The following is a 26,450-nucleotide window of genomic DNA, read 5'->3' as shown; positions in this document are numbered from 1 at the left end:
ACCCTAGTGGAAATAGAGGCACCTAAAGGCTATGAATTAGTAAAAGATAAAATAGCTGTAAAAATAGGAAAAGATACAGTAGTAGAAATTAAAATAGAAAATAAGAAATTGCCCGATCCGACTGGGCAATTTGAAATTGAAAAAGTTGATGATAAGGATAGTGAATTAAAGCTAAAAGGCGCTGTATTTCAAGTGTTAAATAAAGAAGGGAAAGAAGTTAGTAGATTAATAACGAATGAAAAAGGAAAGGTAATTTCCAACCAATTAGCAATTGGAAAGTATACGATTAAAGAAATAAAAGCACCGAACGGATACATGTTACTTAGAGATCCAATAGAAATAGAAATTACAGAAGCAGTAAAGACACAAAAAATAACAGTGAAAAATGCGAAGAATAATTGGGTAATTCCTAATACTGGTGGGAGCGGAACAACAATTTTTTACGTAATTGGTATTATGCTAATGTTTGGTGTGCTATATTTCTGTAAGAAAAATCGTATATTATGAACTAATTTTATAGAGTTAGACAGATCGTTGCGTTAGAGAGTTTTAGGCCATGAGTTCGGTATTGTACTGGACTCATGGTACTACATTTGTTGAAGGAGGAAGGATAATAGTAAACATAGAATATATTAATGAATTAAAATGTTTAAGAGGTGAACATGGTGGCAATAAAACAAGACGAAATTAAAGTAGTTGTCGGATCTGGAGTGTTTAATAATAATCCAGGCTGGATTCAAACGCAAGAAGATGAACTTAACTTACTAGATAAAGCTACGTGGGAAGAAAGATTTGAATACAACTCTATTTCAGCTATTTTAGCTGAGCATGTATGGGAACACCTTACTTTTGAAGAAGGTGTAAGAGCAGCTGAAATCTGTTATGAATTTTTAAAACCATCTGGTCATATTCGGTGCGGAGTCCCTGATGCATTCTTTCAGGATGAGGTATATCAAAATATAGTTCAAATAGGGGGACCCGGTCCAAAAGATCATCCAGCAGCAAGTCATAAAATCGTTCATAATTATAAAACATTAACGAAAATGTTTGAAACTGCTGGATTCGAGGTAGTTTTACTTGAATATTGTGATGAAAGTGGTCGGTTTTATTACAACGAATGGGATGCAAACGACGGTGTTATTTTCCGTTCGAAAAGGTATGATTCTAGAAATAAAGGCGATAAACTTGGTTTTCCATCGCTAATTGTCGATGCGATTAAGCGCTAATCATTCAACAAAAAAAGGAGTTAATTCTATGATTTCATAAGTCGCAAATGCGGCTTTTTTATTTGTACGTAAATCTATATTTAATTTTCAATATTATATAACTCGATTTAGAAAATATTTAAGTTTTTCTCAGCGTCATTCACGTTAAATTAACACTTCGTTGACATAAATATTTATTTTATATTTATATTCGTGTAAAATGAAATGGGAACATATATTCTGTATAAGGGGGCAATCAAAATGATAGCTGAAATTGGGAAACTAACTGATGGATATATTGTAAAATTTGAACGCGAATTTCCATATACGGTAGAGGAAGTTTGGTCTGTATTAACAGAAAACAGTAAGCTGAAAAAATGGATGTCCAATTTACAGATTGAAAGCCTTAAAACTGGTGGAATAATAAAGTTCGACATGATGGACGGTTCATTCATAAATATTGATATTTTAGAGTGTCAACTAAACTCAGTACTTGAATTTACTTGGGATAAAGACCGTGTCCGATTTGAAATACATAAAGAGGAAAATAGTACTCTTTTATTCCTTAAAGAGTACATTAATGAATTAACAGATCATACACCGAGAGATATAGCTGGTTGGCATATTTGTTTAAATCTTTTTTCTTGCGTTTTAGAAGGAGAAGAGAAAGAATTTTCTAAAGATGAATGGCAACAATGGTTTGAAATATACAAGGGTAAGATTCATGAAGTTAGAGGGTAATTACATAATAGGTAATATTCATTATGTAATTATTATATTGCAAATATGTTTTTAATGAGAAATAAGAATAGAGGTTCATATGAAGGTAAATCAATTGATTGCTAGTCGCGATCGAATCAATAAGTGAATTTTTATAACCTAAAGAAGGAAGAGGATATAAAAGTAAATAAAGAAATATAATTCAAACGTTATAAACAGTTGACCCTCACACAATGTCATTGTTTAAGATAAAGTTGAGCTTCAAAGTAGATGTAACTTATAGGAGGAAATCATGTTTAAAATAGGGGATTTTTCAAAACTATCTTCCATTAGTATACGAATGTTGAGACACTACGATAAAGTGGAATTACTACAACCAGTAAAAGTCGATGAGCAGAGTGGATATCGATTTTATTCAGCAGACCAATTAAAAAAAGTAAATCAAATTCAAACGTTAAAAGCTATGGGGTTTAATATTGCTACCATCAAAGAAATAATAGAATGCGATAATATAGATACCATAAAAGAGCAATTTTTTAATCGCAGTGCTCAAATTAAAAAAGACATGAATAACCTCCAAAAACAATTACGTCTCCTCGAAGACTCAATGAAAACGATGAGAGAGGATGTTGTTGAGATGAATTATCATGTTTCAATAAAAGAAATTCCAGAAAGAACTGTAGCTAGTGTTAGAAAGATTATTCCATCGTATAATTGCGAAGGTGATTTATGGAGTGTATTAATGCAAGAAATTCAAATGAAAAATATTAGTATTGCCCAACCGAGTTATAGTATTGCGGTTTTCCATGATCGTGAATACAAAGAAAATGATGTAGATATAGAAATACAGCTAAGTATTCTAGGTAAGCACGAAAATACAAAAGACGTTACATTTAAAAAGATTGAATCAACTCATGTAGCTTCCATAACAGTTAATGGAAGTTATGAACAGATGACAGCTGTAAATGAAGCTGCCGCAAAATGGATTGAAACAGAAGGCTACGAATTAACAGGCCCGATGTTTAATATTTATCATGTGAGCCCAGCGATGGAATCCGATTCTAATAAGTGGGTTACAGAAGTTTGTTATCCAATAAACAAATAAGTAATAAAAAAAGGCATGTTTTATGCCTTTTTTATTTTATTAATATCTCAAAATATATAAATTTTCCTCTTTGCAGTTTTCGTATCGGACTATATAAGGCAATAAAGACTTCAATTATTTTAGTAAAAGCAGCTAAAGCAAATATAAATACAGGATTGTAGGCTGAAATAATTCCACCTACTAATGCCCCCAATGGCATAGATAATCGTGTAAGTACACGAGAAAAACCTAAAACACGTCCTTGCAAATTGGATGGAACAGTTTCCTGCCGAATTGATGTAACAATCGTATTCCATGTGATATTACATGTCATCGCGATTCCGAAAGCAATTCCGGGAGCAAGCCAATATGTACTCCACAAAGCAAATGTTAACCCAAGCGCTCCTAAAAATAGGAGTAAAGGAATAAGTACACCACGTCGAAATTTCTTTTCTAAAGGAACGGCAATTAAGCTTCCTAAAAGCCCACCTATTCCTATTAAAGTATAATTATAGCCACTTTGTGCGGAGGTAAGATTTAATGTCGATAATAAATAATACATAAGTACACCTAAAACAGCACTTGCTCCAAAGTTACCTACCATAGCTTGAAGTGACAAAGCTATATTTAACCGATCATTTTTGAGCCATTTAAATCCATCAAACAAATCATTTAGTACATTTTGCAATGTTTTTTTATCAGTATTCTTTTTATTTAAGTTTTTCATAGAAGGTAATATAATCACAGCAATTAATGTAGCAATAAATGAAAGAACATTAATCCAAAGTACTTGAAAGCCGCCAATAAAAGATATGAAAAGCCCAGCGATGATTGGACCAAACAAACTAGCCAATTGATTAACCATTTGATATAAAGAATTAGCCTTCGTTAATGATGCACCTGCGATGTGTGGAATGACTGTAACTGTTGTTACATCAAAAAGCATGGACATAACTGCTAAGATAAAAGTAATTACGTATAAATGCCAGACTTCTAATAGATGTAATGCATGTAGAATTGGTACGAAACTTACTAAAATAATATTGGTAATATCCGCCATCCAAAGTAACTTTTTTCGATCATATTGATCAACTAGTACACCAACTAAAGGGCCAAATAAAACGATTGGCAATACGTTAACAGCAAATAAAGAACTCATAATTACAGCTGAACCAGTTAATTGATAGGCAATCCAAGGCAGTGCAAAAGTATATAGTGAATCCCCGATTCGTGAAATGAGTAAACCAAAAATAAAAATCTTGTATTCTTTTGAAAAAGTTGTCTTGATAGTTAATCTTCGTTCTTGTACAAATTTCACAATTGTATGACCTCCCTTTTTTATAGAGGAACTTGAAAATAATCCGTCCAATACGTATTAAATATAGAATTCTGTAAGAAGTTGTTGAATCCTACTTTATAATATTGATTTTATATAAAATTGTAGGGAATAGAAATTAGGGCGGTTTTTATGCGAGGAGGCGGAATGATTCGAGAACAAAAGGGGGTGCTGGATAAAGAGTTAATCTTACGACCTTTTCCACAACTTTTGTTTTAGCAGAACTAATAAAAGAGAATCCTATATTACTTCAGCGATGTTTAAATTAGCAACAAAAGCCACTGTAATAAGGGGCTTTTGTTGCTAATAATTTAATGATATGTGTACCCTCCATCTGGAAATAATACATTACCCGTAGTAAAACTATTTTGCATTAAATATAGAACAGTATGTGCAATTTCATTATTATGGCCAGGCCTTTTTACAAGAGAAAGAGATTTATAAGATTCATAAGCATTATCAAGAAATACCACCTAAAGTAGAATATAGCTTAACTGAACATGGAAAAACAGTCAGTACTGTTTTGGATAGTATTTGTAGTTGGGGAAGAAGACATTTAGAACATATAGTTAAAGATAAACTATAAAATTATTATGTAAACCAAATGTAGTGCGAAGTTAAATGTTGTTTTAATAATTTTTATTTTATAATATATAATTAAACAGTGTTGTAGGTTATATTACATATTTAATTTATTTTTACAAAGGGGAAGTAATAAGATGAACGAATTAGAGTATAAAAGCTTCTATGATAAAGTAGGAAGATTAAATGGATGGGATTTTAGCAAAATAAAATGTGAAACTGTAGGAGATACATGGGACTTTTATAGTGAGGTAAAAGAAAGGTGTAAACCATCACATATTTTACTTGATGTTGGTACAGGCGGAGGAGAAAATGTACTTAACATAGCATCTTCGGCTAAATTGTTAATTGGAATTGATAATTCTAACGGCATGATTGAAACGGCACATTCTAACTTGAAAAAATCAGGTGTACAAAATGTTGAGTTTCTTCAAATGGGTTCTGAAGCTTTAACATTTCCGCATGCCCATTTTGATATTGCTTCAAGTTGTCATGCTCCGTTTCTAGCATCTGAGTTAGCAAAAGTAATGAAAAAGGGTGCCTTTTTCTTAACACAACAAGTAAGTGAGAATGATAAATTAAACCTGAAAGAAGCATTTGGCAGAGGAAAATGCTTAGGTGAACGAGATGGCACTTTAAAAGAAAAGTATATGGATGAACTTATTAGTGCAGGATTTGATCTCGTGCAAGTACGCGAATATGATGTTACTGATTATTACAGTACGCCTGAAGATCTTATTTTCTTATTAAAACATACACCTATTATTCCTAGATTTGGAGAAGAGGAAGAGGATTTTACTATTTTACAAAAGTTCATTGAAACGAATAGTTCTGAAAAAGGGATTCGTACAAATTCAAAAAGATTTATGATTATCGCTGTTAAATTATAATATATTTTAGTGTAAAAGCTGCTTTTCATTTAAAGAAAAGCAGCTTTTTGTGTGGAAAAGAATGCAGGAAATGAAGGTTTTGAAACGTTACTATATTAACAATGAAAAATTAAACGTACATATTACTGAATGGGGGAATAAGGATAAACCTGTTATTTTTTGTTTACATGGATTAGGAAGTACGAGTTTAAGTTTTATAGAAATTGCTGAGGAATTAAAAGAAGAGTATAGATTTATCTCCGTTGATGCACCTGGACATGGTAAAACACCGCCCTTTGAAAGAACGGAAGATTATGAGATGCCCAATTTAGCAAATTGGTTAAATGAAATAATAAATGAATTGAGAATCGAACACTTTTATTTTCTATCACATTCATGGGGAAGTTTTGTAGCGTTATTTTATTTGTTACATCATCCAGAAAAAGTACAAGGAAGTATTCTTATTGATGGTGGATATCAAACAAAAAGGCTTCAAGAAGAAACGTTGGGAGAAGAAATTGCTTATTATAAAAAGGACTTTGATGAATACGTTTTTAATAATTGGGACGAATTTTTCAAAAGTGAAAAAGAAGCTTATACTAGGTGGTCTTCATTGTTAGAAGTTGCTGTAAAGGACCTAGGGGTCGAAATGGATAATAAAGTATGGTGGCATGCCAGGGGGAATACAGCTATTAATATAATAAGAGGTATGCATAAAGATGAAACGATAGATATATATGAGAAGCTGCCGGCTAATATTGTATTACTTCGAGCTACAGTTCCACAAGTTTGGGCGGATTATAGAGATAAGACAGTAAATGTTTTCAAAGAGAAAACGGACAGTATAGTAAAAGTAATTCCTGATACTACACACATGTTGCACTGGGATAAACCAGAAATTGTTATAGTAGAAATAAAAAATAATTGGAGCTAACATATTCATACTAAAGTTGTAGTTTCTATATAAAAAATCCACCCTTCCGTTTGATTTTATCTATTTATAAGTGTAATACAATACGAATAGATAATAAGAAATGAGGGGGAATGTAAAGTGATTACACATATATCAGATATAAAACTACAAACGGTTTCCATAGAAGGGGTAAAACAAGTTTATAAGGACATATTATCTTTTCCAATAAAAAAAGAAACAGCATCCTTCATTCAATTTGAAGTAACACCTTATACAACAATTAGCTTTCAAGAAGTGTATGAACCAATTGTACCTGCACATTTTGCTTTTGAAATCCCATATTCAAAATTTCATGAAACAGCAAGATGGTTAAAGGAGTCTGGATTACTCATTGCGAAATGGAAAGATGGTCATACAATTGATGAAGAGGATGGCCGATTCAATTTATATTTTAGAGATGGGGATGGAAATCTTCTTGAAATTATTGCACATAGTTATGTTAAAGAGGATGTATTAGTACCACACTCACCTTTAAACATTTTATACGTACGGGAAATTGGTCTTCCTGTTAAAAGTGTACCTATTTTTAGAGAATGGCTGAAATTAAATTTAAATATGAAAACGATGGAAGAAGGGGATATTTTCAGCTTTGTTATAGGTGGCACTGCATATATCGTCGCGACTTGGTGGCAGAGACCTTGGATTCCAATCGCGATGAAAGCTTTACCACCGAAAGTGCACGTTTCTTTTGGAACACCGGATCCCGCATTTTTACAGCGAATCCAAATTAACTTTAAGAAAAATAATGTTCCATTTGAATGTAAACATAATGAAGTGTCATTTATTGAGCAGGGATATACATTTTCTATTGTGTATATACCAGAGTTTCATTCAGATATTCCTAAACAAATAAACTTACCGCTTTCTATATAGTTATAGAAAGCGGTAAGTTTATTTTGTTTTAAGGAAAATTAAAGTCTAGTTATTATGTTGATTTAACATTTGAGCTATTCCTTGACCAAATGACCAATTCTCCATCGGTGTCTCGTGTAGTGTAATGAAAACATCAGCAGTAGAGATTTGTAGAATATTAGCTGTACTAGTGGCTATAGCTTTATATAAATCTTTTTTTTGATTAATTGTTCTTCCAGGTCCACATGTAATAGAAACATAAATCATATTATTGGATCGTTTTAATGAACCTTCTAAAAGATAAGATGAATTATAAAAAAGTTGATGAGAAGGATAAGGTAAAAACATTTGAAAATAATCATTTTCAGGAATATTGAAATGTTCAATTAACGAATGGTGAATTTGATTGCTTACATTTTTTAATAACTTATTATCGGATAATTTTTCAGGATGATAAACGGTGACAAATGGCATAATAGAGGACTCCTTTCCTTTTGATTTCATTTTACTTCCAATGTTTCCATTTGTATAATTGAAAATATATTAACTAATTATCAATAAAATCGATGAAGATGGTGTATGAAATGGAAATGAAAGAGTTACTTACATTTAAAAAAATTATTGAAGAAGGAACGTTTTCACAAGCTGCTAAACAATTAAACTATGCACAATCAACAGTAACAACACATATAAAAAAGCTGGAAAATGAAATTGGTTTTCTGTTATTTGAAGGAGGATGGGATGCAAGATTAACAGAAGAAGGAAAACTTTTTGCAGAGGAAGTAGAAAACTTAGTAACACATTGGGAATATTCAATAACTCAAGCACAACGTATTAGTAATGAAGAGAAAGGGAGTTTGAGAATAGGCCTATTAGAATCCGTTGCTAAAAGGTTAATACCGATAATATTAAAGTTTTTAAATGCTGAAAAACCATACATACATTGTGATTTTGTAGTGGGAAATACAGCACTTTTATCAGAAATGATAGAACATAATAAGATTGATTTTGCGGTGTGCGGAAATAATGAAAATAAATCAAAGGTACAATTCACCCCAATATGTGATGAACAGATTGAATTTATAGTGAATAATCCCAAGCATCCTTTGTTACAAAAAGAATCCGTTGAAGCATTTGATATTATAGATTATCCAGTTATTGTAGGAGAAAGTAATTGTTATTCCTATCAATCTGTAAGTTCTTTCTTGGTAGAAAACAATTTATCTTTTAAAAGAATTTACAATTGTAGTGCTTTAAACCTCATTCCAGAAATGCTTTTTGAAAATGCGATAGGAATTATCCCGAAAGGTACAATTTTGAATGAAGAAATACTATCTTTTAAGATTAAGGACTTTAATTCTAAAATCCCGATTGGTATATTAATTTCTACTAAAAATAACAATTATTTAAGTCAAACGAAACAAAACATTATCAACATCATTAAAGTCGCCCTATAATTATGCTAAAAAATTATAGGGCTGTTTTCGATGCGTACTTTTCTTTTAGCATTTCAGAGATTTTTGTAATAATAGGATTTATGTGAGTAGAAGGATTTCCTAACATTGCAGTGAATTTAAAATAGGGGTGTAGAATACTATATGGTTTAAGGAGGGTGAAACTTGAACTTAGGTGAGCCAATGGCTAAAGGAAATACAGCGGAAATTTATCTGTATGATAATAAGATTGTGAAGTTATTTAAAGAATATCTTCCAGGTACAGAGTCTATGAATGAAGCAAAAAAACAAAAATATGCGTATTTATGCGGGCTGCCAGTTCCAAAAGTATTCGAAGTGACAAAGATACAAAATAGACAGGCAATTATTATGGAATATGTAAAAGGAGAGAACATTGGTGATCTCCTGCTTAATAATTTGAATGAGGCAGAGCGTTATATCGGCCTTTGTGTTAATGAGCAAAAAAAGATCCATGCTATACGTGTGAATACAGATGAAATGGAGTTAATGAGGAAAAGGTTAGAGCGTCAAATTAAATCTGTACAAAAATTGGATGAAAGCAAAAAGAAGAATATATTACAAAAATTAGATTCTATTACATTTGATTTTAGGCTATGTCATGGAGATTTCCATCCATTTAATTTGATTTTGAGTAAGGAAGAGAAAGTGAAAGTTATAGATTGGGTAGATGCTAGTTCAGGTGATATTCGCGCAGATGTATTTCGAACATACTTGTTGTACTCACAATCTTCGGTAGAATTAGCTGAAATGTATTTACATATATATTGCAGTCGTAACGGCATATCAAGAGATGAAGTTTTTCAATGGGCTCCTATTATTATTGCAGCTAGATTTTCTGAAAAAGTATCACCGCAAAATGAAGTGTATTTGAAAAGATTATTGAATCAGTATTTATAAGTCATAAAAAAGGCTGTCAGCAAATTAATAAATGCTGTTGTTTAACCAAAGTTTCCTTATAGTAAAACAATAGCATTCTTAAATGTTGATATAGGTATACTTATTTTCGATCTTCATCCTATAAAGGTTCGTAATCCGTACTTGTTCCTCCGTTAATTCTTCTTTATCCCAATACATATGTATTAAGCTATATTCAAAAAATCTCCTTTAATTTAATAAATAATGGAAACTTGTCTATCATCTCTTTTGGTAGTTCATTTTCCTCTTGATAGCCTTCAAATAGTGCTTTTGTAATAGAATACTCATAGTCAACGATATTTCCATTTCCAGCAAATGAATATTCTATCGCACTATAAATAGGAACGGCTAAATCGAATATGTAAAAATGTTTTTGGAATGAATCCAAGAGAATATCAACCTAACAAAATGTCTATTCAATCATTTCTTACACTAAATTTAAATAAAGAAGGGGCGTTTAATATGAACATTTCTAGAAAAATAGAGGTTGAACAGTTGCGAAATAGGAATAGTGAGCTATTTGATAAAGATGTACTTAACATATTGAATGGTCAAATGATGTATGAAGAATTTAAAACGGAGAAGCTAATGGGTGAGTCTGATTATGCCCCATTTAACGAGGCCATGTGTGTAAATAGCGCTACTGCACAAGTTTTTGATGAAGAGTTTATTAAAATAAGAGCAGAAGGTCATAACAGTTCAGTCGAAAATTATGCAAAAAAAGTTATAGATCCGTTAGAAAATCTATTTGCGAAAAAGTATAAATGTATTATTTTATGGTTTGATGAAGATATGTTTTGCCAAATGAATCTACTTACTATACTTTCATATCTTGAACAGTCTTGTTATGAAGGGAAAATATATTTAAATAGTTTTAGAGAGGATGAATTTAAAGTAAGTCAACTTGAACTAAAATTAGGGAGTTATTCTACTATATACAATGAAGTAATGGTGAATCATAAAAAAACATCCCATAAAGTACCACCTGTAATGTATCAAGCTATAGATTTATATTTAAATATGTTAGGAGAAGATAATATTATAGTGAAATTCATCAATAAAAATAAAGATTTATCAACTCAGGAATTATTATCAAAGTTGTTTCAATTTTTTCCAACAATTGGATATGGCGATGCTCAGTACATAGAATTGATAAATAAAATAAAGAAGAAAGCTGAACCTAAAATATAGGAACAGCTTACTTCTTACAATTGTTCAAGTGACTCTAATTCGTCCTCTACAAATAACATTAGTTCTTTAATCGTTTCTCCAGAAAAATCAAAACGAATTCCAGCCGCTTCATATATTTCCGGTAAAGGTTTAGAGCTACCTAATGATAAAGCTTTTTTATAATTTTCTATTGCTTGTTTAGGATTTTCTTTATATTGTTTATACATTTGCAACGCACCAAGCTGTGCAATAGCATATTCGATGTAATAGAATGGTATTTCGAATATGTGTAATACAGGTAACCAGCCAGTTGCGATCCAATTTTCATACCCTTCGATATTTACGACGTTTGATTGGTAAGTGTTATGTAATTCTAAATATTTTTCGTTTCTTTCCTTAGCAGTATGATTAGGATTTTCATACATCCAATGCTGGAATTGATCAACGATAAGCATTGGGGGTAAATATTTAACAATATCTTTAAAGAAATCTAATTTTGCTTTTATAAATTCTTCACTATTATCATAAAATGTACCCCAATATTCCATCGAAAATAATTCCATCGTCATGCTAGCGAGTTCAGCTGATTCAGAAGGGATTTCTAAATATTTTTGTAGCTCTAACTGCTTCATACATTCATTATGAATACTATGACCCATTTCATGGAGGAAAATAGTAACATCATCATGTGTATGATTGAGATTCATGAAAATGAAAGATAATCGAGAAGCAGGCAAATATTCGCAAAATCCTCCTGGCGCTTTTCCTTTACGACTTTCTAAATCTAAGCAATTATTTTCATGCATACGATTCAGTAGTATAGAAAATTCAGGGTCTAGTTTATGTAAAATATAAGAACTCTTTTCGATTAATTCACTCGCGTCTTCAATTGGTTTTAATGCTTTTTGATTTGGTGCGGTTGCTTTTAAATCCCATGGACGAAGACTATCTACTTGAAGTTCAGATTTTTTCTCATTAAATATTTTATCGATAAGTGGTACTACGTATTTACGAATAGATTCAGCAAGCTCATAGCAATCATCAGGCGTATAATCAAAACGTTCATGTTTTTTAAACATATAATCACGATAATTATCTAATTGAATATTTTTAGCCTTTTGATGACGGATTGCGATTAATTCATTTAATATATGTTGTAATGTATCTTCAACAGATAAGAATGTTGCAGAAATGAGCGTTTTTGCTTTTTTTCGTATATGACGATCTGGATCTTGTAAGTAAGACTGTAGTTCAGTAACTGTTTTTTCTTCACCGTCCCATTGTGCAGTTAAACCACCTGTAATTTCGAAGTACTCGGTTACTAGTTTATCTTCAGTTATCTCTAAATCAATGTTCTTTTCACAAAATAATGTTTGCGCATTCTTAATTCTTTTGTCTAGTAAGCTATACTTTTTTACATCAAGTTCCATTCGAAAAGGTGACTCTAAATATTTATTATCAAATGAATTTTGATAACGTTTCAAAAGAGGGCGTACATATTGTTGATCATATTCAAAAGTATCTTTTATTTTTTTATTATTTGTATTACATTGAAACGCGATATAGTGCGATGTTAATTGTTCTTCAATTTCCCAAATGACTGTAGATTGTTTTTTTAACCAGTTTTCAAGCTCTAGCTTTGAAGAAATCTCTTTATTTAATAAAGTAAAAAGAGTCTTTTCTAATTCTAGAACGTTACTAATATCAATTGTATTTAAGCGCTGCATGACATATCCCTCACTTTTTATTTACTTAAGGAAGTATTCTTCTTCTTTACTACAATCCCTTTTTTTACTAAGAAGTTTGTGCCCACTACTCCAAGAACAATCAAAATTGTTCCGATGATGTGATAGTATGCGATTTGTTCATGTAAGAATACAACACCCGCGATAATTGTAATAAGTGTAGATAAATTGCTAAAAACACTTATTTTAGCTGCTTCAATATAAGATAAGGAATAGTTTAATAGCAATGCCGTCAGCAAGGACGATAGTAACCCTAAATATAAAATTGAGATAAGAAATGTTCCATTCGTAAAAGGTTTAAAGTATACCGTTATTGTACCTTTACTTATATGGCTGGCGATTGCGATTAAATTAAAGCTAATAAAACCGATTACTGTCATAGTGTAAGTTAAATCCATTAGTTTGAATTTCTTCGTCATTTTTCGAGCTAACACATTATAGAAAGCAGATGATAATGCCGATAGCAAAATAAGAATAACACCTATGAAACTAGTTTCATGAGTTCCTATACCATTCATGATAAATATATAAATGACACCAATGACAGAAATGAGTACAGAGATTTTTTGCCATGTATTTGTATACTCTTTTAAAAAATAGGAAGCTAACATCATTGTAAATATAGGAATCGCCGCTTGTATAATTCCCGCCTCAGAGGAACTTGTATACACTAAGCCAAAAGCTTGAAAAGCAAAAAAAAGTGCTGGATAAAAAAACGCAATTGGTAAAAGAGAAAGTATGTTTTTTAATGATATATTTAACTTTACGAATCCAAAAATAATCGGAATATTTGCTGCTATGAAAGCAACTGTAAAACGATGAGCCAGAGTATCAAGAGGGCTTGTAATGGTTAGTGTTAGTTTCACGAATAAAAAGGAAAATCCAATAATAAATGAATAGAGTAAAGCTGATAAATATGCCTTTGTTGTAAGTTTCATAATTTCACCTCATAGTAACTGATTTTTTACTGGCCAGTATACGTACATATTAATCTTTCTGATCTAGTGCTACAATGTGAATAAATACAAACTGTACCGGTACAAAATAAACGTAAGAGGTGTCATAATGTATAAGTATTTACATGTTTTAAATGATTTAGAAAACATGATTCAATATGGAGAGATAAAAGAAGGAAAGAAATTACCGTCTATACGGTCACTCGTTATGCAACATAAGTGTAATAAGGCAACAGTTATACGTGCTCTTCATGAATTAGAAAAGCGTCACATTATATATTCTGTCCCTCAAAGTGGATACTACGTTGTTAAAAAATTAGAGAGTACTATAGAAAATAACGAGATAATTGATTTTGCCTCCTCAGCACCAGATCCAGATGTTTTTCCATATTTGGATTTTCAACATTGTATTAATAAGGCTATTGATACGTATAAAAATGATTTGTTTGTATATGGAACGCCGAAAGGGTTACCATCTTTAATACCAGTTATTCAAAAACAACTAGCAAATTATCAAGTCTTCACTAAAGAAGAAAATATTTTTATAACGTCAGGTGTACAGCAGGCGCTAGCAATATTAACTTCTATACCATTTCCAAATGAAAATGAAACGATATTAATTGAACAACCAACATATCATCTATATATTGAATATCTAGAAATAAACCAAATTCCTGTAATTGGTATTAAACGTACGAATGAAGGGATTGACTTAAATGAGTTGGAACGTATTTTTCGAACAGGTAAAATAAAATTCTTTTATACAATACCAAGATATCATCATCCGCTTGGAACTTCTTATTCTAAAGATGAGAAAGAAAAAATCGTATTATTGGCTAAGAAATATAATGTATTTATAGTGGAAGATGATTACTTAGCAGATTTAGAAACGGATTCGAAAGCTGATCCGTTATATAGCTTGAATCATAATAATCATGTCATATATTTGAAAAGTTATTCGAAGATTATTTTTCCAGGTTTACGAGTTGGTGTAGCAGTTATTCCACCGATTATTGCGAATGCTTTTTATACATATAAAAAAATTTTAGATATTGATAGCCCAATGATATCTCAAGCTGCTTTAGAAATTTATATAAAGAGTGGCATGTTTGAACGTCATAAAAATAAAATTAAATCTTCCTATCACGATAGATCTAAAAAATTAGCAGAAACACTAGAAAGAACTCATAGTGAAAACCCACTTTTATTCACATATAAAAAGCATAATACAATTGGAATTCATACTTGTTTAAAATTACATAAAACGAGTATTTCAGAAATGTTTTTCCAAAGACTAAGTGAAAAACAAATAAGTATTGATACAATTGATAAAAATTATGTGAGAGGTTTTCCGCAAGAAAGACTATTAAAGTTAAACGTATCGAATGTAAAGGAAGATAGGATTGAAGAAGGAATTCGTAAAATAATAGAGGAAATCAAACAATTGGAACATATAACCTTCCAATTTAAAAAAGAAAAAAATGAATAAGTAGCTTTGTTGTGAGACGCAAAATAATTCTTTTGTTTGTGTGTATCGCTATAATAATTGAATTTATTTTTGTAACTGAATATTATAATAAGGATGATAATTATAATCCTTCAAAGATACATGGCACGATTTATTAGAAGATAATTCCTAAAGCCAATGCTTAATTAAGGTTATGGCGGGTGTAAACCAATTAGAACGTGATCTGATCCGTACGTGGAAACATAAAGGGATTGAGCTGAATAAGAAAGAAGGAAAATTTAAAGGTCGGTTAAAGAAATACCATAAAAATCATGCAGGAATGAATTATGCAGTAAAGCTTTATGAAGAGGTAGATATGAATGTAAATGAAATTTGTGAAATTACAAATGTGTCTAGGGCCTCATTATTTAGAAAGCTATCGGAAAGGAACAGTTGATGAGTTATACTAAAAATCAGAAATATATAATAAGGGATAAATTCCATAGAGAGGTGGAATTACATGCCTAAAATTGATAATATGTTAGCGATTCTATGGATGCTTCGCTCAGATAAAAAAATTACTGCAAAACAAATTTCAGAAAAGTTAGAGATGAATATAAGGACTGTGTATCGTTATATTGATACAATTTCAACAAGTGGTGTACCTATAATTTCAGAACCAGGACATAACGGTGGATACACGTTATTAAACAATTTTATTGAGGCTCCTCTTTTTTTTGATTTTGAAGAGCAAACTTCACTATTTCACGCTGCTGTTTTTGCAGAAGAAGCCGGATATTATGGAGGTGAAGCATTAAATAGGGCCATTTCAAAACTAAGTAAATACTCAAATCAAGAGCAGGAAGCAAAGATAAACCGACATTTAAGTAGTCTAGAAGTAATAAGTCGATTTAGTTCATCCTCTATGGAACATTTTTTGAAGGAGTTGGAGCAGGCCGTAACTGATGGGTATTCAGTAAAAATTCTTTATTATAAAAGTGGGAAAAAGCAATTAAATTATAGATTGGTCGATCCGTACAGAATTATCTATTGGAATAATAAGTGGTATGTGATTGGATTTTGTCATCTTAGGAATGATATCCGTAGTTTTAGGGTAGATCGAATTGAAAATTTAATGCTAACCGAAAATAAGTTTAACCGGCCAGAAAATTTTTCAGCACGTGACTTTTTTATAAAAAATCTTCTTCCAACTATAGAAGATAAGGAAGGGATTATTTCTTTGGTTATTAGTGGGGATAAAAGTGTATTGGCTGATATTTGCCAACATTGGTTTTTAGGACATTATTTACAAGTGCGGACTTCAAATCAAGCAGTTTTTCTTCTTGAAAAAGATATGATACATACATATGTACCTTATTTACTTTTACCGTACAATAAATCTATTAAAGTTATTGAGCCAATAAGTCTTAAGAAAAGACTTATTGAAGTTCTGTCGGAATTAATAAAATTTCATGAAGTATGATAACTTCCCTGACGTTAACTGTCAGGGAAGTTATATTATAATATCCATATCAATTGTGATTGGAGTGATATGGGATACAAACAAAAAAAGTTTTTCTATATGTATTTAATACAATGTCGGACTGGGAATATGGATATTTAATTACCGAACTAAATTCAGGAAGATATTTTAAAAAAGATTTAGTACCTTTAAAAGTAATTACAGTAGGAGCTAATAAAGAAATGATTACTACTATGGGGGGACTGAGCATAAAACCAGATATTTCCCTTGATGAATGTACTCTTGAGAGTAAAGATCTTTTAATTTTACCAGGAGGGACTACTTGGAGTGAAGAAATTCATCAATCTATTTTAGAAAGAATTGGCCAAGCTTTAAAGATTGGCACTATTGTTGCTGCAATTTGTGGTGCAACTGATGCCCTAGCGAATATGGGATACTTGGATACTAGAAAGCATACAAGTAATAACTTAGAATATACTAAAATGGTATGTCCTAACTATAAAGGAGAAAAGTTTTATGAGTTGGTATCTGCGGTATCTGATGCAAATTTAGTTACTGCATCAGGGATAGCTCCTCTGGAATTTGCAATGGAGGTACTGAAAAAATTAGATGTATTTGCACCAGATACATTACATTCATGGTATAACCTAAATAAAACTCACAAACCTGAATACTTCTTCCAGTTAATGAATTCAATAAATTGCTGAACTAAAAAATCAACTAAGCAGATTTATATTTGTTTAAAAAATAACCATGCTCTAGACAATGTCAAAGCATGGTTATTGAATATAACTTAAAAATGGGTATAAAGTAATGAAAATTCCTTAACGTTGTATATTCGTATCTTCCTGACGTTACCTCTATAAAAGGAAATATGATAACAATCATATACCGAAAGTGATAGAACTGAGTTATAAAAAGTAGAAGAAAAGTGTTATGTTAATACTTTTTAGAGCACCCAATTGTTGAGTGCTCTTTTTGTTTAGGACATAATTGTTTCAAATGGAAATAAACTACCAATAGATGATATCTTTAAAGTATAGCATTTATTTTGAATGGGAGTTATTGGTTTACTCGCTTGTTATTTCTTAAAATACTATGTAGGTGTTGAGCATGTGGATGTTGTTGAGCCAAATAAAAATAGAAGAGAATTTGCAAAGAAGTTTGGTGCGAAAAACCTCTTTGATTCAGAAAAACAAATAATAGAAACATATAATTACGGTTTGGAATGTTCTGCTACAAATAGAGGGTTTCACACATTACAAAAGGCTATTAATAGTAATAGAGCGATATGTATTCTTTCTGATGGTAATATAGAAGACTTAACATTAACCGCCGAATTTTATCGAAAAGAATTGAAAATCATTGGTTCAAGTGATGGATATGGTTACCAAAAACATGCAGATTGGTTTTTTAGTCAAATAGAACAGACGCCATGGATAGAAGAGATTTTTCAATATGAAATTCATTATACTGCACTTGAAAAATGTTTTGAGGAATTAAGTCAAGGAATAATTACTCCTTTAAAAGTATTTGTCTCATATGAATAAAATGACAACGTACTTGTCACGTAGCTTACATATATTTTGTCATTAATATGATAATAAAACGAGGAGTAGCATGTACGTGTTAATTTTTAATAGGCACAACGGGTTGTTGCTCTTTCATTATGTACAAATCGTATATTATCTTTCTCAATGTACATATTAAGTAAAGTATTTAATATCACGTACATAAAAGGCGGGGTAATATGGATGGAAATAAGAAAAATGAAGAATTGAGTAAATTTAAGAAACAATGGTTTAATGAAGATAATCAACCAGTAGCTGGTATAGAGCTAGCTTTACCGCCTGATATAGGCAGCATGTTAGAATTGAAATCAGTTGATGATAAAAGTGGAGAAAGTAATAATGAATAAGTTTAATCTATAAGCATCCATTTGGGTGCTTTTGTTTTTTTGACAATAGAAAATAGATCATCAAATTCTTATTGAAAAAAGGTGGATCTAAATAGATCCATTTTCTATATATGTAAGTTTTAATTTTCACCAAAAAGTTTAAAGTGCATCTAGAATGCTAATAACATTTACCATTAAAGGATTGGGCTATTATGCATATTATTGTTGAAAGCATTACTTTAATTCTCACTGGGATTCTTGCATTAAAAATGACAGGTAGTAAATCTGTTAGCCAAATGACAAGAGTTGAAATCATTATAGTAGTATCAATTGCGCGTATTATTGTAGAGCCTGTATTAAGTAGGAAAGTAGTCCCATCTATATTCGCGGCCATCATATTTGCAAGCATACTACTTATCATTCATTTCTTTGAATTGAAATCAAGGGAGGTGGAACAATTTCTAAATGGAAGTAGCATTGGCTTTTTTTATTTTCTACAAGCGTAAGGATTAATAAAATAGGGTGGATTTTAAACCAGTCATTATAATAGATATAGACTTATAATTATGCTATATTCAATGGACCTAAAGTGAATGTGGTAAAAAATTAATTTGGCATAGGTAGCCGCAGTGTAAAAGTTGATAAGTTTTTAATGTGATACTAAAAATGAGATGAAAACAAGGAGATAGAAACATAATGGAATTTTGGGAATCAAGTTTTATTGAGAAACAAACAATGTGGGGATTTGAACCTACAGAATCTGCAATTTTGACAAAAGATTTTTTTCTAGAAAAGAACATTAAGGACATATTAGTTCCCGGTATTGGATATGGTAGAAACGCAAAGGTATTTATCGAAAATAGTATAAATGTAACAGGTATTGAAATTTCGAAAACAGCGATCGATTTAGCAAGAGAAAACGGACTAGAAGATGTTAGTATGTATCACGGTTCAGTAAACGAAATGCCTTTTGATAATAAACTGTATGATGGGATATTTAGTCATGCACTTCTTCATTTGTTGAATGGACAGGAAAGAGAAAAATTTATTGAAGATTGTTATAATCAGTTAAAACCAGGTGGATATATGGTTTTTACAACTGTTTCTAAAAAAGCTCCCATGTACGGAAAAGGAAAACAGTTGGATAAAGATTATTATGAGATAATGGAAGGTGTAAAAATGTTCTTCTATGATTCTGAATCTATAAAAAAAGATTTTAATCAATATGGATTAGTACAAGTTTCGGAAATTGATGAACCAAATAAGAACATAGTAAATAAACCTTCAATCAATTTCTTAATGATAAAATGTAAGAAAGAACGATAACTAAAAGTTATTAAGAATGATTAAAGATGTTTATATATTGATTATGCACAAATAAAAAGGACAAGCATATAATATAAATACCTTTTAACTTTAAGTAACCTTAACTTTCGTTAATAGGGTATCTCAAAATCCCCAAAAGAGCACTTGCGGAAACAAGTGCTCTTTTATTTTTTTGTTTCATAAATATTTATACTTGCAAATTTCGTGCAATAAAAATAAATCTGAGAGAAATAACCATATCTTTATTATACGATTATTTCTGAACTACAAACGTTATAGCATTTGTTTTTAATTGAATGTGTCTTTCATTACGAACTATATTATAAGCTAATTCTTTTATTTCAACTTTTACTTCTTTCCATCCTTTATAAATGCTTTTTAATAGACGTATCATTTCTTCGGTTGGGAGATTAATTTCAATTAAAGCTTTTACTTCTTCATTCGTTTTTAAAACAATTTCTTGTATGTTAGAGTTAATAATTAAACAATTAATACCGCCGTTTTTTGTCCCTTGTTTCATAGAATGGAGCACTTTTTTAAAAGCTTCTTTTGATTTAACATGCTCTAAACTTGATACTGCAACGATATAATCATAAGCGTTAGAGTCAATATGATAGTTTTCAATTTCTGCTTGTTCTGTTTTTATAACCTCGAATACATCATGTTCTTTACTATAAATTTTTAGCTTTGTTAAAGCGGAATCAAGTAAATCAACACATGTAACAGTGCCATTATAATTTTTTATTATTTGTGCAATTGGAATGCTATTTCTACCGACGCCAGATCCAAGGTCAAGTACTTGTAATTTGTTTTGCCCTTCAAAGTAGTTCATTAAGTCCATAACTGTTTTAACCGGTTTATAAAGCCAAGAGCCAGCTTCAAACAATTTATATTGTTCATAGCAACGATCGTGATATTTCTTTTCTTCTTGTCTTATGTAATCGATACGGTTCATATTGTTTCAGTTCCAATATTTTTATTACAAAATGAATAGGTGGGGCAGCCTTTAACATTTGTTTGAATTCGAAAAATACCACCAGCATGTGGATACTCTTTTAATTCGTCATCAGTCATTCTTGTTCTTGCTGTGGTGATATATAAATCTGTTAAATTAGGTCCTCCAAATGTACATGATGTTACATATAACGCAGGAATTGGAATGCTTAATATTTGTTCTCCAGTAGATGGATTCCATCTAGTTATTTTTGAACCTCCCCAATGTGCAATCCATAAACAACCTTCTTCGTCAATTGTCATACCATCAGGTAGACCATCATTTTCAGAGAAAATGATTACATCACTTGGATTATGAATTTCTCCAGTACGTATATTATATTGATAGCGAACCACTTTTTTAGTAGGTGTATCTATAAAGTAAAAGTATGTATGATCAGGTGACCAAGCAATTCCATTTGATGTATTTACATGTGAAACTTTTTTCTCTACACTTAAATTATGATGTAAACAATACAAGGAACCTACAGCATTCATACCGTATGTATCTGTAGAACCTGCCCAGAAACGACCAGCTGGATCACATTTTCCATCATTGAAACGATTTTCTATTAAATGTGGTTCAGGGTCAAAAATATGTGTCAGTTTTTCGGTATTTACATTAATAGAATAAAAGCCTTTTTCCATAGCTAAGAGTAGTACATCCTCTAAATATGGAACAACACAGCCAATTTTTTGATTGAGTGCAATTACTCGGTTCGTATTAGCGGTAGGATTGTATATGCATAATTTTCTCTCCATAATATCAACCCAATATAAAAGTTGCTTTTTTTCATTCCAACATGGTCCTTCAGCTAAACTTGCTTTAGCATCTAAAACTAATTCTATATCACTGAACAAGATGTTCACCTCGCGTTATAAGATATTAATATAATTCGATAAGAATAGAGGTAAACCTTTTAGTCAGAGGATATTAAGATTTATACTGTAGAAAAATGACCTTCTCACAAGTGATTAAAAAAGTGTATAAACAAGGAGAGGAAAATGCATATGATGTTTTACAAAATTGTTTGCTTTTCTTGTAAAAATATATTTCGTGTTTACGAAGGTAGTGAAAAATATAAGCGATTTAAAGAAAAACCAAAAGGGGTATATTGTTGTGATGAGTGTAGTCACAAAATTCAATTAGAAGCGATAAAGAATTTTTTTAGGTAATTAAACTAAAATTCCGGAAATCATAACTTAATTTTTATTTTAGAAGATTTTTTAAGAATAATGTCTAAATATAGAATGTAAATAAAGATGAAGTATACACAAAACAATTCGTTTAATCGATAAGTATATATTATGAAAATTGAGTTATAAAAAAAACGGCAAGCTAGAATTCGCTTGCCGTTTTTTTATAGTTTTGTATGTATTTGTATACCTTTTGCTTTTTCTTTTTCGTTCTTTACGCGTACAATTAAATTATAAGATCCAGATTTTGGTGCTTCAAAAGAAAGTAAACCTTCTTTTTGAGAGGTGACTTCTTCTTCGTAAATGACCTTATCGTCTTTAGTGATTTGTAATAAAATTGTACCCTCTTCAACGGTTGCATCAAAAGGGAATTGTACATTTCCTTGTTCAGTTTTGATCGTTTGTACATCGTAATACCCTTTCAGGGAGCCAATGTTTAAAGTTGTTTCGCCGTTTTTTGAACCTTGGTGACTTTTACTGCTGTATTACCACATGCGCTTAATAATACAACAAGAGTTAGAATGAGAAATAAACGTAGTAATTTCATAGTGATCCCCTTTTTATCATTATAAAATTTTTCCAATGCGTAAATTAGTTTATCATTTTTTTATAAACAAATATATATATTAAAACTAAAAGTTGTTATTTAGTGATAATCTCTTATATACCATTTGGTTTCTATTAGTCTAAGAAACTTCAGTACATGTTGAATATTCAATTAATAAAATGTTATAGGAGTTAAATATTTTATCTTACTATTAGATTACTTGAATAAAAAGAAAACACCGAAAGTATATATAAAAGCAGGTACTTTCAGTGTTTTCTTTTTTACTATTGTGAATACATTTTCGGACATTCATCACCACTTGGTTCATAAAAACAATGGCTTTTAAACTGTCCTACAAATGGCTGGTTATACCATTCAGGTGAACAAGCTCCAACTGGACGGAAATACCAAAGTGCCCATCGTGCGGGCCAGCGCCATTCACCTTGCAAAACTTTTCGTGCGATTTCTTTTTCTGATTCACGAGCGCGTTGGTAAAAATACCCGTATTGTACTGCTTCGAATCCGCCGGGGCTTTGATATACAGCGTCGCGTACGGTACGGAGTTGTTTGAAATCTAAGCAATCACAAAATACACGGTTTACTACAACGCATCCAACTAACTCCTCACCTTGGCGACCTTCGCCTTCAGCTTCAGCACGAATTAAACGAGCTAGTAAATCAACATCACTTTCGTTGTATGGAATAAGGGGCATAGCAATACCACCTTTCTGTTATAGTAAAGATTGTATGTTATAAAACAATCTGCGTGCTTTTTTACATAAAAATAATATTAACTTTAAGAGGAGCTTGTATAAAAAAAGCTAATTAGTAGTAGATAAATATAAAAGGGAGAGGTATTATGTATCGAATTCATAAAGACCATATCATTTACTCAATGTCACCAGATAATCAGCCTTGTATCGAAGTAGAAATAGGGAGTCGTCTTGTATTTGAAACATATGATTGCTTTGAAAATCAAATTGATTCTGAAGATGTTGCGTTTCAAGAATTAGATTGGAACCGAATTAATCCAGCGACTGGTCCAGTATTTATTAATGGTGCAGAACCTGGTGATATATTAGTCGTAACGATTGAAAAAATTAAAATTGCAGAGCAGGGCGTTTTAACTACAGGTGCAAACCTTGGTGTAATGGGGGATGAGTTAAATGAAAATACAGTGAAAATTGTCCCAATACATAACGAACATGTTTTGTTTTCAAGTGAACTACAAATCCCGATTAATCCAATGATTGGTGTTATTGGTACTGCGCCGAAAGAAGAGAGCATTTCATGTGGCACCCCGCATGATCATGGTGGAAATATGGATTGTAAAGAGATAAAAGAAGGGACGACATTGCTATTACCTGTAAATGTTCCTGGTGCTCTATTAGCATTAGGCGATTTACACGCAGCGATGGGGGATGGTGAAATTGGTGTTAGTGGTGTAGAGGTTGCTGGTGAGGTAACTGTAACAGTTCAAATTATAAAAGAAAAGAAATGGCCGTTACCAATGGCTATTCAAAAAGAAAAAATGATGACGATTGCTTCAGAGAAATTGTTAGATGATGCAGCAAGTCGTGCTGTACATAATATGGTGACATTTTTACATGAAGAATTAGCAATGTCTAAAGCTGATGCAACTCTTTTATTATCGGCAGCAGGTAATTTAAAAGTTTGCCAAGTTGTGGACCCGTTGAAAACGGCGCGTATGGAATTAGGGATGGATTATGTGGAGAAACTAGGATTTACTTTTAGTAAATTTCATATTAAATAGATAAGGGACGAAAAAGGATACTTTTGTATAAAAGCATCCTTTTTTTAATTTACGGATTTTGTGAAAAGAGGTAGTATTTATTTTATATAAGTATATTTGAGATTGTGCATTAAAAAGGAGTTCAATAATGGTCAAAATTATGATTGTAGAAGACGATATGAAAATTGCAGAACTATTATCAACATATGTTGCGAAATATGGTTATCAAGGAGTTATTGTATCGGACTTTCAAAATGTATTAGACATTTTTTTAGATGAACAACCAGAGTTAGTTTTATTAGATATTAATTTACCGAGTTTTGATGGTTACTTTTGGTGTCGTCAAATTCGTGGTGTTTCTACATGTCCGATACTATTCATTTCGGCTCGTGAAGGTACGATGGATCAAGTTATGGCGTTAGAAAACGGTGGCGATGATTTTATTCCGAAGCCTTTTCATTATGAAGTTGTAGTGGCGAAAATTCGTAGTCATTTAAGACGTGCATATGGAGATTATGCACCGAAACTAGAAGAGCGAATGGTTGAGCAAAAAGGCCTTTGTTTATATCCTGAAAGACTTGTATTGAAACTTAGAAACGAAGAGATTGATATAACGAGAAACGAAGCTATTTTATTAGAGACATTAATGAAAAATTATCCGCGTGTTGTGAGTAGGGAAGTGTTGTTAAATAAATTATGGGATAGCGAATCTTATGTTGATGATAATACATTAAGTGTAAATACAACACGTGTGCGTAAAAAGTTACAAACGTTACATATAGAAGGTGCGATTGAAACGATTCGTAGTGTTGGATATAGATTGCATATTACTTGGGATACTGGTATAGAAAAATGATAAGGTTGTTTATACGTGATCATATACCACTTATTTGCTTTACTATAATTCAACTACTAGCTATATTTCTCGTATATTGGTTTGATGGGCATAATCACATTACAACGGCGTTATATGCAATGTTTCTAGGGGTTTTCTTTATAGGAAGTTATTTAGTGTTTCGTTATTTTACACATCGTTCTTTTTATGAGCGCTTAGCAAACCCGATGCAATCTTTGGATGAATCTGTTCAAAAATCTGATTTTGCAGCTGTATCGGCTGCTCTTCAAGAACTACTTGAGGTGCAATATCGACATTATCAAAATCAGCTGCAAATGCAAGAGAGAAAAAATAATGACCATTTAACCTTTATGAATCAGTGGATCCATCAAATGAAAACACCTTTATCTGTAATAGAATTAATTACACAGGATGAAGTAGATTCACGTTTTGAAAGTATAAATGAGGAAACTGATCGATTAAAAAAGGGATTAGAAATGGCTCTGTATGTCGCACGTTTAGAAGCATTTACACAAGATTTTTATGTAGAAAGAGTACAACTACATAAAATAGTGAATGATTCGGTACATGAGCATAAACGGTTCTTTATCCGGAATTTTGTATATCCAGAGCTTGAAATTGATAAAGGCATTACTGTAGAAAGTGATGTGAAATGGTTACAATTTTTAATTGGGCAAATACTATCGAATGCGATTAAATATTCATCAGGAAGTAGAGAAAAGATTAAAGTGAAAGCTTGTAAGGAAGGTAATACCGTTATACTTGAAATTGCTGATAATGGCGTAGGTATACCGAAGCAAGATTTACCAAGAGTCTTCAAACCTTTCTTTACAGGAGAAAACGGTAGAGGTTTTAAAGAATCAACAGGAATGGGGCTATATCTTGTATATGAAATTACAAAACAATTAGGTCATAGTGTAGAGATTCATTCAGAAGTTGATAAAGGTACGGCAGTACGAGTAATATTTTTTAATGTGTAAAAATTGATCAAGGCTAAAGAACTTTGGAGATAAGTTTTTTAGCCTTGTTTTGTATTTTTTTTAAAGTTTTCATATGAATAAACGATACA

26 protein-coding genes and 7 pseudogenes are annotated in these 26,450 nt (G+C 31.3%); 23 read left to right on the top strand and 10 right to left on the bottom strand.

Going from position 1 to position 26,450, the window contains the following annotated elements:
• The 4 genes from CGQ22_RS28415 to CGQ22_RS28400 form a co-directional block, all read left to right on the top strand.
• Positions 1-507: SpaA isopeptide-forming pilin-related protein (locus CGQ22_RS28415; RefSeq protein ID WP_254922579.1), on the top strand; the 507-nt coding region annotated here is incomplete at its 5' end.
• A 158-nt stretch (positions 508-665) separates the two neighbouring features.
• A complete protein-coding gene (locus CGQ22_RS28410) occupies positions 666-1,226 on the top strand; it encodes a class I SAM-dependent methyltransferase (protein WP_089149673.1) in 561 nt (186 codons plus the stop codon).
• A 240-nt stretch (positions 1,227-1,466) separates the two neighbouring features.
• Positions 1,467-1,946 (top strand): SRPBCC family protein, encoded by a 480-nt coding sequence (locus CGQ22_RS28405; RefSeq protein WP_000559846.1) that lies wholly within the window; start codon positions 1,467-1,469, stop codon positions 1,944-1,946.
• Between the two features lie 271 nt (positions 1,947-2,217).
• On the top strand, positions 2,218-3,030 hold the full coding sequence (locus CGQ22_RS28400; RefSeq protein WP_089149672.1) for a MerR family transcriptional regulator: 813 nt from the start codon (positions 2,218-2,220) through the stop codon (positions 3,028-3,030).
• Between the two features lie 31 nt (positions 3,031-3,061).
• Here CGQ22_RS28400 and CGQ22_RS28395 read toward each other — a convergent pair whose 3' ends face one another.
• On the bottom strand, positions 3,062-4,327 hold the full coding sequence (locus CGQ22_RS28395; RefSeq protein WP_089149671.1) for an MFS transporter: 1,266 nt from the start codon (positions 4,325-4,327) through the stop codon (positions 3,062-3,064).
• Positions 4,328-4,656: 329 nt separating this feature from the next.
• Positions 4,657-4,800 (bottom strand): annotated as a pseudogene (locus CGQ22_RS28390) (SDR family oxidoreductase); the annotation flags it as partial.
• Here CGQ22_RS28390 and CGQ22_RS28385 point away from each other — a divergent pair.
• The 4 genes and pseudogenes from CGQ22_RS28385 to CGQ22_RS28370 all read left to right on the top strand — a co-directional run.
• Positions 4,797-4,931, top strand: a pseudogene (locus tag CGQ22_RS28385) (winged helix-turn-helix transcriptional regulator); the annotation flags it as partial. The pseudogenes CGQ22_RS28390 and CGQ22_RS28385 overlap by 4 nt on opposite strands.
• A 133-nt stretch (positions 4,932-5,064) precedes the next feature.
• Entirely contained in the window at positions 5,065-5,817 is a 753-nt protein-coding gene (locus tag CGQ22_RS28380) for a class I SAM-dependent methyltransferase (RefSeq protein WP_089149670.1), read from the top strand.
• A 79-nt stretch (positions 5,818-5,896) separates the two neighbouring features.
• Positions 5,897-6,730: an alpha/beta fold hydrolase gene (locus CGQ22_RS28375; protein WP_089149677.1), complete on the top strand. Its 834-nt coding sequence runs from the start codon at positions 5,897-5,899 to the stop codon at positions 6,728-6,730.
• A gap of 117 nt (positions 6,731-6,847) precedes the next feature.
• A complete protein-coding gene (locus tag CGQ22_RS28370) occupies positions 6,848-7,642 on the top strand; it encodes a VOC family protein (protein ID WP_089149669.1) in 795 nt (264 codons plus the stop codon).
• Between the two features lie 45 nt (positions 7,643-7,687).
• Here CGQ22_RS28370 and CGQ22_RS28365 read toward each other — a convergent pair whose 3' ends face one another.
• On the bottom strand, positions 7,688-8,095 hold the full coding sequence (locus CGQ22_RS28365) for a tautomerase family protein (protein WP_001117409.1): 408 nt from the start codon (positions 8,093-8,095) through the stop codon (positions 7,688-7,690).
• A gap of 110 nt (positions 8,096-8,205) precedes the next feature.
• Here CGQ22_RS28365 and CGQ22_RS28360 point away from each other — a divergent pair, with 110 nt between their 5' ends.
• Positions 8,206-9,078, top strand: a complete 873-nt coding sequence (locus tag CGQ22_RS28360) for a LysR family transcriptional regulator (RefSeq protein ID WP_089149668.1) — start codon at positions 8,206-8,208, stop codon at positions 9,076-9,078.
• A gap of 162 nt (positions 9,079-9,240) precedes the next feature.
• Entirely contained in the window at positions 9,241-9,993 is a 753-nt protein-coding gene (locus CGQ22_RS28355; protein ID WP_089149667.1) for an aminoglycoside phosphotransferase family protein, read from the top strand.
• Positions 9,994-10,071: 78 nt separating this feature from the next.
• Here the strand turns inward: CGQ22_RS28355 and CGQ22_RS31750 are convergent.
• Positions 10,072-10,387, bottom strand: a pseudogene (locus CGQ22_RS31750) (protein kinase); the annotation flags it as partial.
• A 2-nt stretch (positions 10,388-10,389) separates the two neighbouring features.
• On the opposite strand from CGQ22_RS31750, the gene CGQ22_RS28350 reads away from it, so the two are divergent.
• Positions 10,390-11,202 carry an AraC family transcriptional regulator gene (locus tag CGQ22_RS28350; RefSeq protein WP_254704100.1) on the top strand — a complete coding sequence of 271 codons (813 nt, stop codon included), beginning with the start codon at positions 10,390-10,392 and terminating at the stop codon, positions 11,200-11,202.
• Between the two features lie 14 nt (positions 11,203-11,216).
• On the opposite strand, the gene CGQ22_RS28345 is transcribed toward CGQ22_RS28350, so the two are convergent.
• Both CGQ22_RS28345 and CGQ22_RS28340 read right to left on the bottom strand, forming a co-directional pair.
• Entirely contained in the window at positions 11,217-12,908 is a 1,692-nt protein-coding gene (locus tag CGQ22_RS28345; RefSeq protein ID WP_089149666.1) for a M3 family oligoendopeptidase, read from the bottom strand.
• Between the two features lie 17 nt (positions 12,909-12,925).
• Positions 12,926-13,864 (bottom strand): DMT family transporter, encoded by a 939-nt coding sequence (locus tag CGQ22_RS28340; RefSeq protein WP_089149665.1) that lies wholly within the window; start codon positions 13,862-13,864, stop codon positions 12,926-12,928.
• Between the two features lie 127 nt (positions 13,865-13,991).
• Here CGQ22_RS28340 and CGQ22_RS28335 point away from each other — a divergent pair, with 127 nt between their 5' ends.
• From CGQ22_RS28335 to CGQ22_RS28300, 8 genes and pseudogenes are all read left to right on the top strand, one after another.
• The gene (locus tag CGQ22_RS28335; protein ID WP_089149664.1) at positions 13,992-15,371 is read left to right on the top strand and encodes an aminotransferase-like domain-containing protein; all 1,380 of its coding nucleotides are present in this window, start codon (positions 13,992-13,994) and stop codon (positions 15,369-15,371) included.
• A gap of 106 nt (positions 15,372-15,477) precedes the next feature.
• Positions 15,478-15,786, top strand: a pseudogene (locus CGQ22_RS28330) (helix-turn-helix domain-containing protein); the annotation flags it as partial.
• A gap of 63 nt (positions 15,787-15,849) precedes the next feature.
• Positions 15,850-16,812 (top strand): helix-turn-helix transcriptional regulator, encoded by a 963-nt coding sequence (locus CGQ22_RS28325; protein WP_001124114.1) that lies wholly within the window; start codon positions 15,850-15,852, stop codon positions 16,810-16,812.
• Between the two features lie 74 nt (positions 16,813-16,886).
• Positions 16,887-17,519, top strand: a complete 633-nt coding sequence (locus tag CGQ22_RS28320; protein WP_033672617.1) for a type 1 glutamine amidotransferase family protein — start codon at positions 16,887-16,889, stop codon at positions 17,517-17,519.
• 348 nt (positions 17,520-17,867) lie between these two features.
• Positions 17,868-18,362, top strand: a pseudogene (locus tag CGQ22_RS28315) (MDR/zinc-dependent alcohol dehydrogenase-like family protein); the annotation flags it as partial.
• A 200-nt stretch (positions 18,363-18,562) separates the two neighbouring features.
• Positions 18,563-18,730, top strand: a complete 168-nt coding sequence (locus CGQ22_RS32200; protein ID WP_089149663.1) for a hypothetical protein — start codon at positions 18,563-18,565, stop codon at positions 18,728-18,730.
• Between the two features lie 191 nt (positions 18,731-18,921).
• Positions 18,922-19,188: pseudogene (locus CGQ22_RS28305) on the top strand (DUF421 domain-containing protein); the annotation flags it as partial.
• Between the two features lie 217 nt (positions 19,189-19,405).
• Positions 19,406-20,035 carry a class I SAM-dependent methyltransferase gene (locus CGQ22_RS28300; protein ID WP_000397589.1) on the top strand — a complete coding sequence of 210 codons (630 nt, stop codon included), beginning with the start codon at positions 19,406-19,408 and terminating at the stop codon, positions 20,033-20,035.
• A gap of 253 nt (positions 20,036-20,288) precedes the next feature.
• On the opposite strand, the gene CGQ22_RS28295 is transcribed toward CGQ22_RS28300, so the two are convergent.
• Both CGQ22_RS28295 and CGQ22_RS28290 read right to left on the bottom strand, forming a co-directional pair.
• Entirely contained in the window at positions 20,289-20,990 is a 702-nt protein-coding gene (locus tag CGQ22_RS28295) for a class I SAM-dependent methyltransferase (protein ID WP_089149662.1), read from the bottom strand.
• On the bottom strand, positions 20,987-21,889 hold the full coding sequence (locus tag CGQ22_RS28290; protein WP_074593685.1) for an SMP-30/gluconolactonase/LRE family protein: 903 nt from the start codon (positions 21,887-21,889) through the stop codon (positions 20,987-20,989). The genes CGQ22_RS28295 and CGQ22_RS28290 overlap by 4 nt, the downstream gene beginning before the upstream one ends.
• 144 nt (positions 21,890-22,033) lie before the next feature.
• Here CGQ22_RS28290 and CGQ22_RS28285 point away from each other — a divergent pair, with 144 nt between their 5' ends.
• Positions 22,034-22,204 carry a DUF2197 domain-containing protein gene (locus CGQ22_RS28285; protein ID WP_089149661.1) on the top strand — a complete coding sequence of 57 codons (171 nt, stop codon included), beginning with the start codon at positions 22,034-22,036 and terminating at the stop codon, positions 22,202-22,204.
• A 185-nt stretch (positions 22,205-22,389) separates the two neighbouring features.
• Here the strand turns inward: CGQ22_RS28285 and CGQ22_RS28280 are convergent.
• Both CGQ22_RS28280 and CGQ22_RS28275 read right to left on the bottom strand, forming a co-directional pair.
• Positions 22,390-22,772 (bottom strand): annotated as a pseudogene (locus CGQ22_RS28280) (BA_1872 family lipoprotein).
• 284 nt (positions 22,773-23,056) lie between these two features.
• Positions 23,057-23,485, bottom strand: a complete 429-nt coding sequence (locus CGQ22_RS28275; RefSeq protein ID WP_089149660.1) for a cell wall hydrolase — start codon at positions 23,483-23,485, stop codon at positions 23,057-23,059.
• Between the two features lie 146 nt (positions 23,486-23,631).
• Here CGQ22_RS28275 and CGQ22_RS28270 point away from each other — a divergent pair, with 146 nt between their 5' ends.
• The 3 genes from CGQ22_RS28270 (at position 23,632) to CGQ22_RS28260 (ending at position 26,361) form a co-directional block, all read left to right on the top strand.
• Positions 23,632-24,546: an acetamidase/formamidase family protein gene (locus tag CGQ22_RS28270; protein WP_000285656.1), complete on the top strand. Its 915-nt coding sequence runs from the start codon at positions 23,632-23,634 to the stop codon at positions 24,544-24,546.
• A 127-nt stretch (positions 24,547-24,673) separates the two neighbouring features.
• Positions 24,674-25,381 (top strand): response regulator transcription factor, encoded by a 708-nt coding sequence (locus CGQ22_RS28265; RefSeq protein ID WP_089149659.1) that lies wholly within the window; start codon positions 24,674-24,676, stop codon positions 25,379-25,381.
• Entirely contained in the window at positions 25,378-26,361 is a 984-nt protein-coding gene (locus CGQ22_RS28260) for a sensor histidine kinase (protein ID WP_089149658.1), read from the top strand. Before CGQ22_RS28265 ends, CGQ22_RS28260 begins: the two co-directional genes overlap by 4 nt.
• Positions 26,362-26,450: the final 89 nt, after the last annotated feature.

The sequence above is a fragment of the Bacillus sp. M13(2017) genome, assembly GCF_002218325.1.
GTDB classification, from domain to species: Bacteria; Bacillota; Bacilli; order Bacillales; family Bacillaceae_G; genus Bacillus_A; species Bacillus_A thuringiensis_K.
The sequence above is the reverse complement of the archived record's forward strand: the minus strand, read 5'-3'. Positions and strand labels throughout refer to the sequence as shown.